The organism is Exiguobacterium sp. s146, from assembly GCF_018618415.1.
Classification (GTDB): Bacteria; Bacillota; Bacilli; order Exiguobacteriales; family Exiguobacteriaceae; genus Exiguobacterium.
The window spans coordinates 15,230-33,423 of sequence record NZ_JACSMA010000004.1; the positions used below are offsets into that span (position 1 = coordinate 15,230).

An 18,194-nucleotide genomic window follows, 5' to 3' on the forward strand; every position below is an offset into this window, starting at 1 on the left:
TTACGATGAAAAAAGGGAGTTGTTGACTTACAGGTAAATGTAAGCGCATACATAGAACTCTCTATACTTTACGGAAAAGGGAGGAACGACCATGATTTATGAAGTCCCAAACTCGACAGGCACAAAAGTACACTTTAAAGACCGCTATGAGAATTACATCAACGGAAAGTGGACCGCGCCTGCAGGGGGAGAATATTTTGAGAACACCTCTCCGGTAAATGGTAAAGTTTTATGCGAAGTCGCCCGCTCGACGAAAGAAGATATCGAGCTCGCGTTGGATTCGGCCCATGCCGCCAAAGACGCCTGGGGCAAAACGTCGGTCACCGAACGCTCTGTCATTTTAAATAAGATTGCCGATCGTATGGAAGCGAACCTCGAGATGCTCGCTTACGCCGAGACGTGGGAAAACGGGAAAGCCGTCCGCGAGACGCTCAATGCCGATCTTCCGCTCGCCATCGATCACTTCCGCTATTTCGCCGGTGTGATTCGTTCGCAAGAAGGCGGCATCAGTGAGCTCGACAATGACACGGTCGCCTATCATTTCAATGAACCGCTCGGTGTCGTCGCCCAAATCATCCCATGGAACTTCCCGATCTTGATGGCGGTCTGGAAAGTCGCACCGGCCCTCGCTGCCGGAAACTGTATCGTGTTGAAACCAGCCGAACAGACACCGGCTTCAATCATGGTGCTCATGGAACTGATTGAAGACTTGCTCCCGCCAGGCGTGTTAAATATCGTCAACGGATTCGGACTCGAGGCCGGCAAACCGCTCGCGTCGAGCGACCGCGTCGACAAAGTCGCCTTCACGGGTGAGACGACGACAGGCCGACTCATCATGCAGTACGCCTCACAAAATATCATCCCGGTCACACTCGAGCTCGGCGGGAAGTCACCGAACATCTTCTTCGCCGACATCATGGATGCGGATGATGATTTCTTTGACAAGTCGATTGAAGGACTCGTCATGTTCGCCTTGAATCAAGGCGAGGTATGCACGTGCCCATCGCGTGCGCTCATCCACGAGTCGATTTATGAGCCGTTCATGGAACGGGTGCTCGAACGGGTCAAAGCCATCAAGCTCGGCAACCCGCTCGACCCTGACGTCATGATGGGTGCCCAAGCCTCGAATGAGCAGATGGAAAAAATCTTGTCGTATTTGGAAATCGGGAAGTCGGAAGGCGCGGAATGCCTCATCGGTGGTGAGCGCAACGTGATGGACGGCGAACTCGCCGACGGCTATTATGTGCAGCCGACCATCTTCAAAGGCCATAATAAAATGCGCATCTTCCAAGAGGAGATTTTTGGACCGGTCTTATCGGTGACGACGTTCAAAGACGATGCCGAGGCGCTCGCCATTGCGAACGACACGTTGTACGGTCTCGGCGCCGGCGTTTGGACGCGTGACATGAACCGCGCCTATCGCTTCGGTCGTGAGATTCAAGCCGGTCGCGTCTGGATCAACTGCTATCACCAATATCCGGCCCACGCCGCGTTCGGCGGCTACAAAATGTCCGGGATTGGCCGCGAGAACCATAAGATGATGCTCAACCATTATCAACGGACAAAAAACATGCTCGTCAGCTATAGCGAACAAAAACTCGGGTTCTTCTGAGATGGTGAACCGCGTCGAGGCCACCCCCGCCACGCTCGCGCTCCTCGAACAGCTGAAACGAAAACATGGACCGCTCTTGTTTCACCAGTCGGGCGGTTGTTGTGACGGGAGCTCACCGATGTGTTTCCCGCAAGGCGAGTTCATGATTGGAAATCATGACGTCCTACTCGGCGAAATCGGCGGTTGTCCGTTCTATATGCACGAGAAACAATACGACTACTGGAAGCACACCCAGCTCATCATCGACGTCGTCGAGGGCCGGGGCGGCATGTTCTCGGTCGAGGGCGTCGAAGGAAAGCGGTTTTTAAGCCGTTCCCGCGTGTTCACGGACGAAGAATGGGCCGAGTTGCAACAGAGCTAAATGGAGAGGACCAGTCATCTCGATGGCTGGTTTTTTTTGCTCAAAGGGCACACTTTTCTCAAAATCACATTTCCAATTTAATCCAAAAATCAACCTAAAAATCTGCTCTTTTCGATATAGTGAAGAGAGACACGAGAGGAGGCAGCCTATGTCCGAGCTTTTAACGAGCATGCTTAACGGAATGTTGATTTCATTGGTCAGTCTATTCGGTCCTCTGTTCCTAGTGCTGGGCGGGGTCTTGTTTATGAAGGTCAAGCGCTATAAACGGAGTCGCTATTACGCCCAAACTGGACACAGCTATTTCAAAGTCGTTCAAGATACCGGTTTATACGGCGAGTATTTATGTGTCGCCGCCATCGAGGAGCGCGTCTCGAATCCCTTCATCTTGACGAACCTATATTTGCCCCATCCGAAGCATCGAGACCGGACGACTGAAATCGATGTGGTGTTCATCAACCAGAGCGGCGTCCACGTGATCGAGTCGAAAAATTATAGCGGTTGGATTTTTGGACATGAACAAGAACGGCATTGGACCCAATCGATGCCGAACCGAAAGAAATTCCGATTTTTCAATCCGATCAAACAAAACGAATTGCATATGAAAGCGATGGAACAAACGCTTGCCGTGGAACGGAATTTGCTCCATTCTTGGATCGTCTTCAGCGACCGGTCGACGTTGAAGCGCATTGACGTGGCCGACGTTCCCGTGCTGAATCGCAAGGCATGGAAACGACAGATTGCCTTACCGGGCGAGGACCGATTGACGTTGGCGGAACAGACGGCCATCTATGAGCACCTGCTCCAATTCGCATCTGCGGATGAAACCGTCAAGCAGGCGCATATCGCGGCCAAACAACGGGTAACATGACACGTCCGATTCAAAAAGTCCCGCTCACGATGAGCGGGACTTTTTTTATTTACTCTGCATTTTAAAGCGCAAGTATAGTTCGTTGTAGTATGCGTTCATGCGCTTGCCTAAGTTTTCATACACTTCGAGCTCGTCCGTCACGTCTTTCGTCGGATAGAAGCGTTCGTCTGACGTCACTTCTTCATCTAAGAATTCAAGCGCCGCTTCGTTCGGCGTCGAATAACCGACGTAATCGGTGTTGCGGGCCGCGATTTCCGCGTCGAGCATGAAGTCGATGAACTGGTGCGCGCCTTCGACGTTTTTCGATGTGTTCGGAATGACGAGATTGTCGAACCAAAGATTCGTCCCTTCTTCCGGGATGACGTACGTCAACTCTTCGTTCTCGTACATAATCTCGGAAGCGTCACCTGACCAGACGACGGCCGCAGCCGCTTCGCGATTGGCCATGAGCATCTTGATCTCGTCGCCGACGATCGCTTTGATGTTCGGCCAGAGCGTCTCGAGCTTCTCTTCCGCTTCGAGCAATTCATCTTTGTCCGTCGTGTTGAGCGAGTACCCGAGCGAGTTAAGACCAAAGCCCATCACTTCACGGGTCCCGTCTGCGAGCAAGATGTCATTCTCGAGCGGCATGTCCCATAAATCGTTCCATGACGTGATGTCGCCATCGACGAGCTCCGGGTTATACACAATGCCGACCGTTCCCCAGAAATAAGGGACCGAATACGTATTACCCGGGTCGAACGACTTGTCGAGGAAACGTGGGTCGATGTTATCGAAATTCTCGAGCTTGTCATAGTCGATTGGCAAGAGCAGGTCTTCTTCAATCATTTTGCTGATGGCGTAATCCGAAGGGACGGCGATGTCGAACGCCGTACCGCCTTGCTCGATTTTCGTGAGCATCGCCTCGTTCGAATCGAACGTCTGATAGATGACTTTCAGTCCCGTCTCTTCCTCGAACTCTCCAATCAAGTCTTCATCAATATAGTCGCCCCAGTTGTAGACGACGAGCGTGTTATCGCCGCCGAACCCTTGTGCCATATTGATTTGATACACCCAGAGCAAGAGGCCGAAACTGACGAGGACCGGTACCGTCAACATGATGACCAATTTCTTCATCGTCTTACCTCCTTCGCTTTCGCGCCGCGTTGGGCGAGCATATAATACCCAAGGACGAGAATGAGTGTGAACAAGAACAAGATGGCTGACAAGGCGTTAATCTCGAGCGAGATGCCTTGACGGGCCCGTGAGTAGACTTCGACGGCAAGTGTCGTGAAGCCGTTGCCGGTCACGAAAAACGTGACAGCAAAGTCATCGAGCGAATACGTGAGTGCCGTGAAGAAACCGGCAAAGATACCTGGCGTGATGTACGGCAAGATGACTTTCGTCAAGACGTCCCACGTGCTCGCGCCGAGGTCACGCGATGCATCGATGAGTGTCGGACTCATCTCCTGCAGCTTCGGTAACACCAAGATAACGACGATTGGTACTGAGAAGGCGATGTGCGCCAACAGTACCGAGTAGAAACCAAGTTGAATCCCGAGCATTGTGAACAAGATGAGGAACGACGCCCCGATGATGACGTCCGGGCTGACGATCAACACGTTGTTGAGCGACAAGAGCGACGTCTTCGTGAAACGTTGGCGCGCCGTATAGATGGCGAGCGCCCCGATCACGCCGAGCACGGTCGAAATCGTCGCCGAGAGCAAGGCGATGACGATCGTGTTCAAGACGATGACGAGTAAACGCGTATCGGTAAAGAGTGACTTGTACCAATCGAGCGTGAAGCCCTCGAAATTACTCATCGTCCCGCCGCTGTTGAACGAATAGACGACCAAGTAAAGAATCGGTGCGTAGAGGATGAAGAACACCGCCATCAAATACAGGTTGGCTAATTTAAATTTTTTCGGTCTCATCGACGCACCGCTCCTTTCGCGCCCCAGTCACGCGTGATGACCATGACGAGGACCATCGCCAAAATCAAGAACACGGCAATCGTCGAGCCCATGCCCCAGTTTTGCGTGACGAGGAATTGTTGTTCAATCGCCGTCCCGAGTGTGATGACACGGTTCCCAGCAATCAATCGTGTGATCATGAAGAGTGACAACGCCGGGATGAAGACGATTTGAATCCCTGACTTCACACCGTCAAGCGTGAGCGGGAAGATGACCCGGCGGAACGTCGTCCAGTTCGAGGCCCCGAGGTCGCGCGACGCGTAGACGAGCGACGGCGGCAGTTTCTCGATGGCGTTATAAATCGGCAAGATCATGAACGGGATGAAGATGTACACTGACACGAACACGAAACTGAAGTCCGTGAACAAAATCTGTTGCGTCCCGATGCCGATTGCTTCTAAAAACTGGTTCGTGATGCCGTACGTCCCGAAAATACCGAGGAACGCATAGGCTTTGAGCAAGAGGTTGATCCATGATGGCAAGATGATGAGCAACAGCCAAAGTTGCTTATGCTTCGTCTTCGTCAATAAATAAGCGGTCGGATACCCGATTAAGAGCGAGAAGAACGTGATCAGGAACGCATACCAGAAGGACGACAACGTCATCGTCAAATACGTCGACGTGAAGAACATCTGATAATTCTCTAAACTCAAGTTCCCTTCGATATCAAAAAACGAGTAGTAGACGACGAGCAGGAGCGGCGCGATGACGAACAACGCGATCCACAACCAGTAGGTCGTCAAATAGACCGTCTTCGCGGTTTGACTAGTTTGATTCATGAGCGACCTCCTCATAGGACTCGAGACGACGGTCGAACTCTTCCTCCGTCTCTCCTAAGCGCATGACGTGAATCGCCTCATCATCGAACGTGAGTCCGATTTTTGAGCCGACGACCGATTTCTTCGTCGAATGGACGAGCCATTCGTTGCCTTCTTGGTCATAGCAGCAAATCTCATAGTGGACGCCACGGAACAGTTGTGAATCGACATCGACGACGAGTTTCGCCGATTCGACCGACGTCATCTCCAAGTCCTCCGGACGGATGATGACTTCGACTTTCTCGTTGCGGTCAAACCCTTGGTCGACGCAATCGAACGTCTTGCCGGCGAACGTGACGACATTATCCTCTGGCATGACGCCCGGGACGATGTTCGATTCTCCGATGAAATCGGCGACGAAACGGTTGATTGGCTCGTCGTAAATATCGGTCGGTGTCCCGCTTTGGACGATTTTCCCGTTGTTCATGACGAAAATCTCATCTGACATCGCGAGCGCTTCTTCTTGGTCGTGCGTGACGAAGATGAACGTGATGCCGAGACGCTGTTGCAATTCGCGGAGCTCATATTGCATCTCGGTCCGGAGTTTCAAATCGAGCGCCGAGAGCGGTTCATCGAGCAAGATGACTTCCGGTTCGTTGACGATGGCACGGGCGATGGCGACACGTTGGCGCTGACCGCCTGACATCTCGTCGATTTCACGTGACTCGTACCCTTTCAAGTTGACGAATTTGAGCGCCTGTTCGACTTTCGTCTTCACGTCCGCTTCTTTCATCTTCTTGATGCGCAGACCGAACGCGACGTTCTCGAACACGTTCAAGTGTGGGAAGAGCGCATAGTCTTGGAACACGGTGTTCACTTGACGTTTGTTCGCGGGGACGTCGTTGATGCGCTTCCCGTTGAACCGGATATCACCTGCTGATGCATCCGTGAAGCCGGCAATCAATCGTAAAATCGTCGTCTTCCCACATCCCGATGGGCCGAGCAACGTGTAGAACTTCCCTTTCTCAATCTCGAAGCTGATGTTTTCTAAGACGACGGTGTCGTCGTAACGCTTCGACACGTTGTCAAAGCGAATAATCGTTTCTGGGTTCATTTCAGTTCCTCCCTTATAAATATGAATGCGTCGCGACGATTAAACATTCACTCTCGCCGTCATGATCGTTGACGAGCTGATGGGAATCAGAGGCGACGTAATAGAGTGTTTCTCCGGTCTTGGCGAAGTACGTATGATTGCCAAGTTTTAGCGCGATGTGCCCCGATAGGACATAGACGAGCGTCTCCGACCGTGACGGCTCATATCGTTTGAACTCGCCCTGCTTCGAGAACGTCAGCAAAATGGGTTCCATCTCTTTTTCATTCGATTCGGGGATGAGCCATTCGGTCCGATACTTCCGCTCCTCGTCGACGTAGACAGTCCGGTCGTCCTCGGTATAGATCACTTTTTGGTTCACGTCTTCATCAAAGAACTCTCTCGGCGAACACCCGAGCACTTCCAACAAGTCGAATAGCGTCTCAAGCGAAGGTGAACTTAAATCACGCTCGATTTGAGAAATATAGCCTTTACTCAAATCCGTACGCTCGGCCAACTCTTCTTGCGTCAGCCCTTTCTTGACGCGGAGCCGCTTGATTTTTTGACCGACTTCCAAGTCACAACCCCTCCTTTCGGCTTTGAATCAAGTTTAGTCAAAGATGATTCCAACTAAAGAAAGTTTATATATACTTAACTACAAAGCAAACTAATAGCGTCCTTTATTATAACGGATTGGATGCGGTTTGCAAGTAAAAAAACCACACCGGTTGCGGCGTGGTTTTCAATGGATGTCGCGCTGGGACATCAAGTGTTTGAACTTCTCGTTTTTCGTCTGGAACAAGTGGAGTTGCGGCCCGTACGCATCGATTTGTTGGACGACGTATTGGAACGATTTTGCTTCCCCTGGATACGGTTCGCCGGCACGGGCGAGCGTCGTCTCAAAATCTTCCCAGAGCACTTCGACCCACGTCAACGCCTCGAGCTCGCTCAAGACGTCGTTCTTCTGTTTCAAGATTTCGGCCAAGCGCTCGTATTGTTCGGTTCGGTTCATGCCTTCACCTCCGACAGCTCCGAGAGCGGAATCGCATGTTCAGCCGTTTCCCCTTCGAACGTTCCCCACCCCATGACACCGTTCACAAATTTCAAACGGAACGGGCGCTCATTATAGTTGACGACATACGTCGTCCCCGGCTTGAACGATTTCGGGTCAATCAAATAGCTCTCGGCAATCGCAATCCGTCGCAAGACGACCTCGATCTCACTGACCATCCCCATCTGCTCGGCTTTGCGCTTCCGTTCATGGAGCGCTCGAATCTCTTGTTCGAGCTCGTATTTTGATAAATCACTCAATCGTTTTTCCATTTCACTCACCTCCCTTGTAGCGTATCAGATTTTTCAAGGAAAAGAAAAAGGCGAATCTGAACGATGTTCAGTTCGCCTTGAAGTTGTACAGCGGTTTGATGATGTGATTGATGGTGACGGCCGGTTCGATATAACGGACGATCTCCTTCATCGACTTATAGACGAACGGTGACTCGTCAATCGTCGACGGTCGGACCGAGCTTGACCAGACACCGGTCATCGACTTTTTGAATTCGTTGAAGTCGACGCGTTTCCGCGCGGCCGAACGTGACATGACGCGGCCGGCACCGTGTGGTCCTGAGAAGTTCCAGTCCGGGTTGCCCTTGCCGGTACAGATGAGCGAGCCGTCGCGCATGTTCATCGGGATGATGACCCGCTCGCCGTCCCGTGCCGAGATGGCCCCTTTTCGAAGCATCATCGCATCATGGTCGATGTAGTTGTGGACCGTGTCGAATTGATCGACGATGTTCCAGTTCATCGCCTCGACGATGACGTCGGTCATGGCCAACCGGTTGGCAGCCGCATATTGCTGGGCGATGCGGACGTCGTGCATATAATCTTCCATCGCTTCCCCTTCGACGTAGGCGAGGTCGCGGAAACGTTTCCGTGCCTCGCGCTCCGTCTCGAGATAGGTCGCGATGTCCTGATGCCGTCCCGTTGCCTTCATCCGTTCAATCTCGTCTCGAATGTCGGTCGTCTTCATCATGTGCTCGACCGCCAACTGTTGATAGTGGTCAGCGATTTGGACCCCGAGGTGACGTGAGCCGGAATGGATGACGAGAAACGTGCGTCCGGCTTCGTCCCGGTTCACTTCGATAAAGTGATTGCCCGAGCCGAGCGTGCCGATCGAGCGGAGCGCCCGGTCCAGTTTATACGGCGCCCGCACGTCATCGAGCGGGAGCTCGGAGGCGTATGGGTGTGCCGCATCGCGGATGTTCATCCCGCTCGGTACGTATTGACGGATGATGTCGTCGAGCCGTTGAAAGTCGATTCGTTTCACCTTGATTTCCGTACAGAGCATGCCGCATCCGAGGTCGACGCCGACGAGATTCGGCACGACCTTGTCATGAATCGTCATCGTCGTCCCGACGACCGACCCTTTGCCGGCATGCATGTCTGGCATGATCCGAATCGAAGCACCTTTCGTGAACGGTTGGTCGACGAGCGTTTGGATTTGGGCCCGCGTCATATCGTCAATCCGTTCATTGAATACTTTGGCCCGGTTATGCTTTCCGATAATCTCCATATGACCTCCTCAACTGATGGCTTGTTGTTTACTTTGCAACTCATGCATCCGGGCGTAGACACCGCCTGCGGCGATGAGCGACTGGTGGTTCCCTCGCTCGATGATATGACCGTGGTCGAGGACGAGGATTTGATCCGCTTCTCGAATCGTCGAGAGACGGTGCGCGATGACGAACGTCGTCCGGCCGTACGTGAGCGTCTTGAGCGCCTCTTGGATGAGCGCTTCCGTTTCCGAATCGACACTTGCCGTCGCTTCGTCTAAGACAAGGATGGCCGGGTCGAACACGAGGGCACGAGCGAAGCTGATCAATTGACGTTCCCCGCTCGAGAGCGAGGCGCCACGTTCGATGACCGGCTCGTCTAACCCGTGTGGCAACTGTTTGACGAAACGATCAGCTCCAACCGCCGTCAATGCGCGCCATACCCGATTGTCCGAAATCGTCTCGTCCCCGAGCGTCACGTTCGTCCGAATCGATCCTGTGAACAAGAACGGGTCTTGCAGCACGATGCCGAGATGGGCGCGGACGGCTTGGGTCGGCAGTTTCGTCACGTCCATGCCGTCAATGTTGAGCGTCCCTTCGGACGGGTCATAGAAGCGCATGAGCAAGTTCATGATCGAACTCTTGCCGCTGCCGGTGTGACCGACGAGCGCCACCGTCTCGCCCGGTGCCGCATGGATGTCGATGTGTTGGAGCACCGGTTTCCCGGCTTCATAGCTGAATGACACGTCGTCGAACACGACCTCACCTTTGAAACGTGCGATGCGTTCTGACGAAACATCCTCTCCTTTCTCATCTAGCAGTTGGAACATCCGGTCTGCCGAGACGAGCGCCTGTTGGAGTGGAGACAGCTGATTCATGATTTGCGTCACCGGCTCGAAAATCCGTGACACGTAATCGATATAGGCGTACAAAATCCCGAGCGTGAGCACGCTCCCTGTTCCGAGCGTCTGCGCACCGACGACCCAGATGAGTAAGGCGAGCGCCATGTTGCGGAAGAAGTTGACCAAGTTGTGCGACATGAGCGCATCCAATTTGAGCAGCTTCCGCCTTGTTTGGAAGTTGTCGCTGTTTTTCTCGTTGAACTCGTCATAGACGAGATCTTCTTTGACGTACGATTGAATGATCGGCATTGTTTGAATGCTCTCATTCAATTGTGCGTTCATATCGGCGACGAGGGCGCGGACACGGAAGTTGTTCCGGGTCGAGAGGCGTTGGAACAGTTTAATCCAAACGATGACGACCGGGATGATGATGAGCGAGACGAGACCGAGGCGCACGTCCAAGAAGAACATGGCGATCAAGACGCCGATCATCATGACGACGCTTTGGAAGACGCGTGCGAGTACGCCTAAATACAAATCGCGAATCGTCTCGGTGTCGTTCGTGACCCGGCTGACGATTTTCCCGATTGGCGTCTGGTCGAAGTAGCGGACCGGAATCGTCTGCAAATGCCGCATGACGTCAAGACGCATCGTTTTGACGATGTTATGGGCTGAGCGTTGGAGCAGCATCTGTTGCCCCCAGTTTAATCCTGCCGCGATGAGGAGCAAGACGACGTACAGGCCAGACAGCAATAACACGGCCCGTAAATCTGTCTCGTAAAAGCGGAAGACGTCGGTCGATGAGAGTGGCACGATATTGTCATACGTCGCCGTCTCCTCGCTTCGCGTGATCGTGAGCACTCCATCTTCGACCTCACGGACACCCCCGCTCATGACGGCGTCAGGGACGAGATAGTAGCCGTCGGTCGTCTGTACGATTGAGACGGGACGGACGATCGTCTCTCCATCAATCCTCGTCTCTTTCTCATAGGAGTTCCCGTCAAAGGTGACACTTCCGCCTGACTCGACTTGTACCCAATCGCGCTCGATGGCGACGATGTGGTCGTCGATGATGATTTTGGCGATATACGGTCCGGCCAGTTCGGCACCGACCGCTAAAAAGAGTAACGTCAATCCTAGGAAAATCGAACGTCTCACTTGTTTGGCGTAGCCGACGAGTGAACGGATCGTTTTTTTCCTGCGGACTGGATCTAATTCATATTGATCGATCATGAGAGATTCCCCCTTTCCCGGATTACTCCGACTCTCCTTGTCGAACGTATTGCTCGTAATACCAACCGTGTCGTTCCATCAGTTGGTCGTGCGTGCCCCGTTCCGTCACGCGACCGTCTTGTAACACAAGAATCTGGTCGGCGTGGGCGACAGCGGACAGGCGATGCGCGACGATGAACGTCGTCTGTTCGGCCCGGCTCGTCCGGACCGAATCGATGATGCGCGCTTCCGTCTTGGCGTCGACCGCTGAAAGCGAATCGTCGAGCAAGAGGATCTCTGGATTTTTCAAGAGCGCGCGGGCAATCGAGAGCCGTTGTTTCTGACCACCCGACAGCATAACCCCTTGTTCCCCGACGACCGTGTCGAGACCGTTCTCCAAATGCTCGATATCAGTGTCGAATGCCGCGAGCCGGATCGCCGTCTCGAGGTCTTGTTCCGTCGCATCGTTTGAACCGAACAAGATGTTGTCGCGGACCATCTTCGAGAACAGTAAATGTTCTTGCGAGACGTAACCGCTCCACCCTCGTACCGTCTCGAGTTTGATGTCGTGAATCGGCACACCGTTGACGAGTAGCGAGTCGTCAATCGGATATTCCCGGAGCAATTGACGCAACAGCGTCGTCTTGCCGGCCCCGGTCGGTCCGACGACCCCAATCGTCTCCCCACGTGACACGTGCAAGACGATGTCTTCGAGTGAGGCACGGGTCGCACCTGGATATTGGAACGACAAAGATTTGAACGTGATTTTCTCCGGGACATCGATGTCGACCGTACCGGTCGAGACGACGTCCGGTGTCTCGTTCATCGTCGCCTCGATTCGTTCGAGGCTGGCCGTTCCCCGTTGCACGACGTTAATCAGTTCCCCGAACGCGTACATCGGCCAAATGAGCATCCCGAGATAGATGTTGAACGAGACGAGTTGACCGAGCGTGATGTCGTTCGTGAACACGAGGTACGTGCCGAACGACAACCCGATCAAATAGCTCAAGCCGACGAGCAGTTTGATGACCGGCTCGAACAAGACGTCGATTTTGGCGACGTGCATGTTTTTGGCCATCACATCGTCCGTGATCGTATCAAACTTCTTCGTGTCCGCCTCTTCTTGGACGAACGAACGGACGACCCGAAGGCCTGAAATCGATTCGACGACTTGGTCGTTCATCACGCCGAACGCGTCCTGCGCCGCTGTGAAGCGGGCGTGGATTTGACGGCCGAGCTTATTCATCGACCAGGCGAGGAGCGGCATCGGCAAGAGTGCCGCGAGTGTCAACTTCCAATCGATGAATACCCCCATAATCGTGAGGGCGATGAGCGTCATATTGAACGAGTCGACGAGCGTCATGACGCCGAACCCAGCCGTCCGTTCGACCGCTTTCAAATCGTTCGTCGCGAGCGCCATCAAGTCACCGGTGCGATGCTGTTGATAAAAGCGCGGTGTCTGCCGGAGCAAGTGCCCGAAGAAGCGGGCCCGTAATTTCTTCTCGAGCAGGAACGCCGTCCCGAACAGACGGGCAATCCATACATACGAGAGGACGTACGATAAAACCATGATGCTGAGCAATGACCCGACGATGAGAACGAGTCGCTCTGTCGTCAAGCTGCCTTCACGGATCGCATCAATCGCTTGCCCGATGATCCACGGCGGGAGCATATCGACGATCCCAGTGATAATCAACAAGATGATGGCGAAGATATACGTCCGCTTCTGTCGTTTAATAAACCAATCCAATTGTTTAATCAGTTTCATGACTGATTCCCCCTTTCGTCCTTTCCGTGCACGCAAAAAAAAGCGCACGTCACCTGATTGTGCAACCAATCGGATGAAGTACGCTTCTGAGTCTTCAGTCTTTTGCATGGTCAGGGAAAGGACACTACCCCTATCCAGCTGCCAACTTATGCAGTCAAATACGAGTAGCCATATGATGTTGTGTGTGTGCGTTGTAGTGTTGTGATGTACTTCATCATGCTGGCTCCTCTCTGTTCATAGTTTGAAAATCTACTAAAACCTTAGCAGACTGTTCAGAAAATTGTCAATATTATTGTCGTAAATACTTTGTAACTTTTTTACAAGAAGAACGCGGCCAAGATTAAACCGACAAGCCCGGTCGCCGTGACGTAATAAATCATCGGCATGAGCGTATAGCGGATAATCGTCCCTTCTTTTCCGAGGAGACCGGCCACCGAGGCGACCGCGACGACGTTCAAGACGCAAATCATGTTACCGGCGTTCGCCCCCGCCATCTGCATCGACAAGGCGAGCGTCTCATTGACACCTACCGACTCGGCGACGTTCGTCGTCAAACTCGAGAACATCATGTTCGAGAACGTGGCCGACCCGGAAACGAATGCTCCGAGCGCCCCGATCCACGGGGCGACGAGCGGCCAGACGCCACCGAACGTATCGGCCGCAGCCGTCGCGAGTTCAACCGGCATCGAAGCGAGTCCGGCCCCACCGTTTTCCGAGTGAATGAAAATTCGAACCATCGGCACCGAAGCGGCGAGCGTGATGGCCGTCCCGACGACACCGAGCGTCGTCGCTTTAAACACCGAGGTCACTTGCGACCAGCTCATGTTGTGCAGGAAGAACGTCGCAATCATCGTCAAGATGAACATGAACCCTGGTGAGTAGAACGGTTCCCATGACGTCGAGATTCCTTCGACGTTCAAAATGTTCGGCAAATCGATACGGACGCTACGTGTTAGTTCGTTCAAGAACGGTACGGTCCGTGTCAACACGAGGAAGAGCGTCAAAATCAAGTAAGGAGCCCACGCCTTCCATTGTGGAAGCTCGCGTTTGCCTTTGCCGACATTCGGTTTCTCGAGCGGTTGGTCGATTTCATCGACATACCCGTCAAACGTCCACAACCGTTTCGGCATGAGGATGCCCTTCCGTGCCATCGTGACGAGAATGATGAGACCCGTCAACGCCCCGAGCATACCGCCGAACTCAAATCCGAGAATGAGCGTCCAAATATAGGCCGGGATACTGTATACGAGCGCCGCGACGATGGCAATCGGGAACACTTCGAGCGCCGGTTTAATCGATTTTTCTTTGCTGAAGAATCGCGTCAGCATCAAGATTAAAATGAATGGGATCAAAAGACCGACGAACATGTCGATGAGCACCGTCTGCAACACGACGGTTGTCAAAAACTCAATCGTCTCGGGTTGGTTGACGTCAAGCGACAGCCCGTTTCCAATTCCGATTAAAGCCGGTGTCCCGACCGCACCGAACGTGACGGCCGATACATCAGCCGACAAGGCGATAACAACGGCAGCGATTGGCGGGAAGCCGAGTGCGATTAAAAGAGGTGCCGCAACTGTGGCCGGTGTCCCGAAGCCAGATGCGCCTTCAATGAACGAGACGAACAACCATCCGACGATGAGCACTTGAATCCGGGGATCGGGTGTAATATTGATAAAACCGGAACGGATGGCGTTCATGCCGCCGCCCTCTTTCATCGTATTCATCATGCCAATTGCACCGTAGACAATCCAGACCGTCGTGACGGCGATGACAAGCCCTTGTAACGTCGCCGCCATGATTCGCGTCGCGTCGAGCTGCCAGACGAAGAACGCGAGTCCAGCCGTCAAAACGAGAGATAGTGGCATCGCAACCGATGCCGGTAAACGCATAATGACCAATAAGATGAGCACTGCCACAATCGGCATCAGTGCTGTAATCCATTCAAAAATCGTCAATGTAGACCCACCTTTTCAGATTTTTCCCCTACCGTAAATGCATCTCCCATTACGACTCTTGTTCAGCGAGCCTCTCTAACGCCCGGTCAATCACCTCATACGGAAAACCTTTGCGTCGAAGCTGCATCTTCATCCGCTGTTTCCGCTCATATGGGGCATACCCGCTAAACTTTCGATTCAGTTTTTCGGCCTGTGTCAGACAAGCTGAAAGTTCAACGTCCTCATCCTCGTTCTCCCAAAACGTGAGAATCGCCTCTGAAATAATATCAAACGAAAATCCCCTTTGCATCAGGGTTTGTTGAATTCTTTGTTGCACTTCTGTGGCGGAACGGCGATTTGTTTCCATTTGTTTCCGATTTACGAACTTTCCGGCCTTTTCAAGCTGATCTTCGTGTGAGATGGCGGCGATGACGTCTTCGATAATGTCTGGAGCGATTTGAAGCTGAGCGAGCTCTCGTTTGATTTTGACGGGTCCGCTTGGGCTCGTATTGAACTTCGTCTGGGTGTAAGCTTTGGCAAACTCGGCATCGTTCAAATAGCGCTGTTCGATTAAGCGCTCGATGACGCGTTTGATGGCTGATTCATCTATCTCTTTCTTCACGAGGTAGTCACGCACCTCTGAGACGGCCCGCATTCGATACGATAAATAGTTGACGGCCGCTTTATACGCCTTCTGCTCTTCTTCCGCTTGAAGGACGTCCCGAACGAAATCGTCTTCGAGTTCCATCCCTTTCGTCAATCCGTATTTGATGAAGACGTCGAGATCGATGGCGAACGCGAACTCCTCACGTCCATCCTTTTCGACAAAGACGTTCAACCGGTCCTGATTTTTCTTTTGGGTCGTAAACTTGGCGATTTTCACAAAATCCCTCCATTTCCTGCTTCTAACATATCACGTTCCCCGTTTAGGCAGGATTTTTGATAAGTTAGAAGAAGGGGTATTATCTGTACAAGACATTCCTATAGTCCTCATACCCGTTTTGAAATCGCTTAAAGGATATTGGAGGGAGACCCATGAAAATAGCAATCACTGGTGGTACCGGATTGATTGGCCGCCCGCTCGTACGCGCGCTCGCCGAAGCCGGACATCAAGTCGTCGTATTGACGCGCCACCCACGCCCGCGGCAAGGAGGGATCTCGTTCGTCGAATGGATGACACCCGATAGTCATCCTGAATCCGAGCTTCAAGACGTCGATGCCATCGTCCATTTGGCAGGAGCCTCGATTAATGACGGCCGTTGGACACATAAACAAAAGCAAGCCATTCTTCAAAGTCGGATTGATGGGACGAAAGAAGTCGTCCGCATCATTAAAAATATGAAACGCAAGCCGAGCGTCGTCATCAGCGGGTCTGCCATCGGGATATACGGTGAAGATCGATCCATCACGTATTCAGAGGCGACACCGCTCCCCGACCGGACCAACTTCTTAGGCAACGTCTGCGTGTTGTGGGAGAAAGAGGCGCAACCCATCCAAGACATGGGGATCCGTCTCGTCACGATGCGGACCGGAGTCGTCTTATCCAACGACGGCGGCGCCTTCCCGCTCATGAAGTTGCCATACACGCTCGGTGTCGGCGGACGACTCGGTTCTGGCAAGCAATGGGTGCCATGGATTCATTTGGACGACCTCGTCCGTCTGTTCGTCCATATTCTCGAGACAAGTACGATCGAGGGACCCGTCAATGGGACGGCACCGACGCCCGTGACGATGGACGAATTCGGGAAAACGCTCGGCCGGGTGATGCATCGTCCCCATTGGGCGCCCGCCCCGGCGCCGCTCCTCAAGCTCGCACTCGGAGAGAAGAGCGTCATCGTCCTCGAAGGCGCAAAAGTCGTTCCGACGAAAGCGCTCAACCACGGTTTCCGATTCCGCTATGAAACGTTAGAACCCGCCTTGAAACAACTACTTCATTTGACTTGAAAGGAGCCAGCACGTGAGTAATTTGTTAATTCGTAACGCCCATATCTATCCGATCACCGCACCACATTTTTACGGGGACCTGCGCGTCAGAGATGGCAAAATCATCGAGATGGCGGACTTGTTGGACCCACTCGACGGAGAGACGGTCATCGAAGCCGAAGGCAACTTCTTGTTCCCCGGATTCATCGACGCCCACACCCATCTTGGGCTGTACGACGAAGGGACCGGCTCTGTCGGGAACGATGCGAACGAGACCGTCGAGGCGATGACCCCACACGCTCGGGCCATCGACGGCGTCTATCCGCTCGATGAAGGCTTCCGGGAAGCGCTCATGGCCGGGGTGACAGCTGTCCAAGTCATGCCTGGTAGTATGAACGTCATCGGCGGTGTGACGAGTGTCATCAAAACCCATGGCCGCTTCATCGAGGACATGGTGCTTCGCCGCTATGCTGGCCTGAAACTCGCGCTCGGCGAGAACCCGAAACGCGTCCACAGCATGGGCAAATCCGGCGAATTGACCCGTATGGGTATCATGGGCTTATTGCGAGAGGCGTTCCGGACCGTTGATTCGACGAAGACGATCGGCACGTTCGGCAGTCAGATGATTCAATTGGCGCTCGATCGCCAGATGCCGATTCGCGTCCACGCCCACCGCGCCGACGATATTTTATCGGTCGTCCGCTTCGCACAAGAGTTCAACCTCGATTATCGGATTGAGCACTGTACGGAAGGACATCTCGTCGCCGAAAAATTACGCGAACTTGGTGTCAAACACGTCACCGTCGGACCGACGTTCACACGCAAGTCGAAAATCGAACTTCAGAATAAGACGTGGGAGACGTACCGGATTTTGCATGAGCACGATATGATCGTCTCAATCACGACGGACCATCCGTATACACCGGTTCAATATTTGAATTTGTGCGCCGGTCTCGCTGCCCGTGAAGGACTCCCAGTCGACGTCGCGCTCCGAGCCATCACGATTCACCCGGCTGAGTCGCTAGGAGTGGACGACCGCGTCGGCTCACTCGAAATCGGCAAAGATGCCGACCTCGTCTTGTGGAGCCACTTCCCGCTCGATTACATGTCCAAGCCGATTATGACGATCGTCAACGGCCACATCGTCTACTCGACGAGTCGTTCGAAAACTCATCACGAGATGTGAGTGACACCAGTCGTGAAAGCGCTCTTATTATTTTTTTATGAAGTTGCATTTTATTTACTTGCTTTTTTAAAAAAACTCTATAAAATAATCTTGTAACTTCATAAAAGGGAGCAGCCAAGGCAAGTTCGAACAACGAAGC

At 53.1% G+C, this 18,194-nt stretch carries 17 protein-coding genes; 5 read left to right on the top strand and 12 right to left on the bottom strand.

What is annotated here, in order from left to right; genetic code table 11:
- The first annotated feature begins 91 nt into the window (after positions 1-91).
- The 3 genes from exaC (at position 92) to KNP83_RS12210 (ending at position 2,841) form a co-directional block, all read left to right on the top strand.
- The gene (gene exaC / locus KNP83_RS12200) at positions 92-1,612 is read left to right on the top strand and encodes an acetaldehyde dehydrogenase ExaC (RefSeq protein ID WP_214762715.1); all 1,521 of its coding nucleotides are present in this window, start codon (positions 92-94) and stop codon (positions 1,610-1,612) included.
- A 1-nt stretch (position 1,613) separates the two neighbouring features.
- Positions 1,614-1,973: a DUF779 domain-containing protein gene (locus KNP83_RS12205; protein WP_214762716.1), complete on the top strand. Its 360-nt coding sequence runs from the start codon at positions 1,614-1,616 to the stop codon at positions 1,971-1,973.
- A 148-nt stretch (positions 1,974-2,121) separates the two neighbouring features.
- A complete protein-coding gene (locus KNP83_RS12210; RefSeq protein WP_214762717.1) occupies positions 2,122-2,841 on the top strand; it encodes a nuclease-related domain-containing protein in 720 nt (239 codons plus the stop codon).
- Positions 2,842-2,886: 45 nt separating this feature from the next.
- Here the strand turns inward: KNP83_RS12210 and KNP83_RS12215 are convergent, their stop codons facing one another.
- From KNP83_RS12215 to recX, 12 genes are all read right to left on the bottom strand, one after another.
- Entirely contained in the window at positions 2,887-3,957 is a 1,071-nt protein-coding gene (locus KNP83_RS12215) for an ABC transporter substrate-binding protein (protein ID WP_214762718.1), read from the bottom strand.
- Complete coding sequence (locus KNP83_RS12220; protein ID WP_214762719.1) at positions 3,954-4,754, bottom strand: ABC transporter permease; 801 nt, start codon at positions 4,752-4,754, stop codon at positions 3,954-3,956. Before KNP83_RS12220 ends, KNP83_RS12215 begins: the two co-directional genes overlap by 4 nt.
- Positions 4,751-5,572, bottom strand: coding sequence for an ABC transporter permease (locus KNP83_RS12225; protein ID WP_034780994.1), 822 nt, complete (start codon positions 5,570-5,572; stop codon positions 4,751-4,753). The genes KNP83_RS12220 and KNP83_RS12225 overlap by 4 nt, the downstream gene beginning before the upstream one ends.
- Positions 5,559-6,665, bottom strand: coding sequence for an ABC transporter ATP-binding protein (locus KNP83_RS12230; protein WP_214762720.1), 1,107 nt, complete (start codon positions 6,663-6,665; stop codon positions 5,559-5,561). The genes KNP83_RS12225 and KNP83_RS12230 overlap by 14 nt, the downstream gene beginning before the upstream one ends.
- Before the next feature lie 13 nt (positions 6,666-6,678).
- A complete protein-coding gene (locus KNP83_RS12235) occupies positions 6,679-7,218 on the bottom strand; it encodes a helix-turn-helix domain-containing protein (RefSeq protein ID WP_214762721.1) in 540 nt (179 codons plus the stop codon).
- A gap of 165 nt (positions 7,219-7,383) precedes the next feature.
- Positions 7,384-7,653 carry a YfhJ family protein gene (locus tag KNP83_RS12240; RefSeq protein WP_214754143.1) on the bottom strand — a complete coding sequence of 90 codons (270 nt, stop codon included), beginning with the start codon at positions 7,651-7,653 and terminating at the stop codon, positions 7,384-7,386.
- The gene (locus KNP83_RS12245; RefSeq protein ID WP_214762722.1) at positions 7,650-7,964 is read right to left on the bottom strand and encodes a YfhH family protein; all 315 of its coding nucleotides are present in this window, start codon (positions 7,962-7,964) and stop codon (positions 7,650-7,652) included. The genes KNP83_RS12240 and KNP83_RS12245 overlap by 4 nt, the downstream gene beginning before the upstream one ends.
- Before the next feature lie 67 nt (positions 7,965-8,031).
- Complete coding sequence (locus tag KNP83_RS12250) at positions 8,032-9,210, bottom strand: RtcB family protein (protein WP_214762723.1); 1,179 nt, start codon at positions 9,208-9,210, stop codon at positions 8,032-8,034.
- Between the two features lie 9 nt (positions 9,211-9,219).
- Complete coding sequence (locus tag KNP83_RS12255; protein WP_214762724.1) at positions 9,220-11,265, bottom strand: ABC transporter ATP-binding protein; 2,046 nt, start codon at positions 11,263-11,265, stop codon at positions 9,220-9,222.
- Between the two features lie 22 nt (positions 11,266-11,287).
- A complete protein-coding gene (locus KNP83_RS12260; RefSeq protein WP_214762725.1) occupies positions 11,288-13,012 on the bottom strand; it encodes an ABC transporter ATP-binding protein in 1,725 nt (574 codons plus the stop codon).
- Positions 13,013-13,329: 317 nt separating this feature from the next.
- On the bottom strand, positions 13,330-14,967 hold the full coding sequence (locus tag KNP83_RS12265) for an L-lactate permease (protein ID WP_214762726.1): 1,638 nt from the start codon (positions 14,965-14,967) through the stop codon (positions 13,330-13,332).
- Positions 14,968-15,016: 49 nt separating this feature from the next.
- On the bottom strand, positions 15,017-15,829 hold the full coding sequence (gene recX, locus KNP83_RS12270; RefSeq protein WP_214762727.1) for a recombination regulator RecX: 813 nt from the start codon (positions 15,827-15,829) through the stop codon (positions 15,017-15,019).
- 152 nt (positions 15,830-15,981) lie between these two features.
- On the opposite strand from recX, the gene KNP83_RS12275 reads away from it, so the two are divergent.
- Positions 15,982-16,890: a TIGR01777 family oxidoreductase gene (locus tag KNP83_RS12275; RefSeq protein WP_214762728.1), complete on the top strand. Its 909-nt coding sequence runs from the start codon at positions 15,982-15,984 to the stop codon at positions 16,888-16,890.
- 13 nt (positions 16,891-16,903) lie between these two features.
- Positions 16,904-18,055 carry an amidohydrolase gene (locus tag KNP83_RS12280; RefSeq protein WP_214762729.1) on the top strand — a complete coding sequence of 384 codons (1,152 nt, stop codon included), beginning with the start codon at positions 16,904-16,906 and terminating at the stop codon, positions 18,053-18,055.
- The last annotated feature ends 139 nt before the right edge of the window (positions 18,056-18,194 follow it).